Source organism: Micromonospora sp. CNZ303 (genome assembly GCF_004345505.1).
In genome coordinates this window covers 1-1,186 of sequence record NZ_SLVT01000054.1, presented here as the reverse complement: position 1 = coordinate 1,186, position 1,186 = coordinate 1, and the positions used below count along the sequence as shown (strand labels likewise).

1 protein-coding gene is annotated in these 1,186 nt (G+C 70.7%); it reads left to right on the top strand.

What is annotated here, in order from left to right:
- Positions 1–1,031, top strand: a 1,031-nt coding sequence (locus EV374_RS32355) for a pectinesterase family protein (protein ID WP_132240959.1), incomplete at its 5' end; no start/stop codon positions are given.
- Between the last annotated feature and the right edge of the window lie 155 nt (positions 1,032–1,186).

The following is a 1,186-nucleotide window of genomic DNA, read 5'->3' as shown; positions in this document are numbered from 1 at the left end:
ACGTGTGGGAGTGGTCGACCGCGAACGGTGGTCGGATCTCCCAGTTCGCCGACCTCGACGGCGCCAACCAGCAGTGGCAGCTGGTCAAGCTCGGCGGTGGCAGCACGCCGCCCGGCGCGATCACCGTTGCCGCTGACGGCAGCGGCCAGCACCGCACGGTCCAGGCCGCCGTGAACGCGGCACCGGCCAACAGCGCCAACCCGGTCGTCATCGCGATCAGCCCCGGCACCTACCGGGGCGTGGTGTCCATCCCGTCGAACAGGACGAACATCCAGCTCCTCGGCATGGGGTCCAGCCCGAGCGCCGTGGTGATCGTCGAGCGGCACTCGGCCGGCACCGTCAAGCCCGACGGGACGACCTACGGCACCTCCGGCAGCGCCACCATGACGGTCTCGGGCCGGGGTTTCACCGCGACCAACCTGACCATCTCCAACGACTTCGACGAGGCGGCCAACGCCAACCAGCCGGGCCACCAGGCGGTCGCGCTCAACCTCAACTCCGACCGGTCGGTGCTGAGCAACGTGCGGCTGCTCGGCGACCAGGACACCTTCCTCGTCGGCGGGTCGGCCCGCTCCTACATCCGCAACTCGTACGTCGAGGGCACCGTCGACTTCATCTTCGGCGACGGGATCGCGGTGCTGCACAGCTCGCAGATCCACGAGAAGCGGGCCACGGGCGGGCCGGTCACCGCCGCCCGCACCCCGGCCTCGCGGGCGTACGGCTTCCTCTTCTACCGCTGCAACCTGACCAGCTCGGCGGCGGCGGGTTCGAGCAGCCTGGGCCGGCCGTGGGGCCCGGACGCGCAGGTGCTCTACCGCGAGTCCACGCTCGGCGCCCACATCAGGACCAGCCAGCCGTGGACCGACATGTCCAGCAACTCCTGGCGCAACGCGCGGTTCCTGGAGTACCGCAACAACGGCGCGGGAGCCGGCACGAACAGCAACCGGCCGCAGCTCAGCGACGCCCAGGCACCCAACTACACCCCGCAGAAGTACCTCGCCGGCACCGACGGCTGGAACCCGGTGGCCTGACCGGTCCCACCCGTCGAGCCCGTCCCACCCTCAGGAGGAGAAACACCATGAACATCCAGATCCGTCGCCTGTGGCGGCGTGTGGTGCCGTTGGCGGTGTTGGCCGTCGTGGCGCCGGCCGCTGTGGCGGTTGCCAGTGTTCCGGCTCAGGCGGCG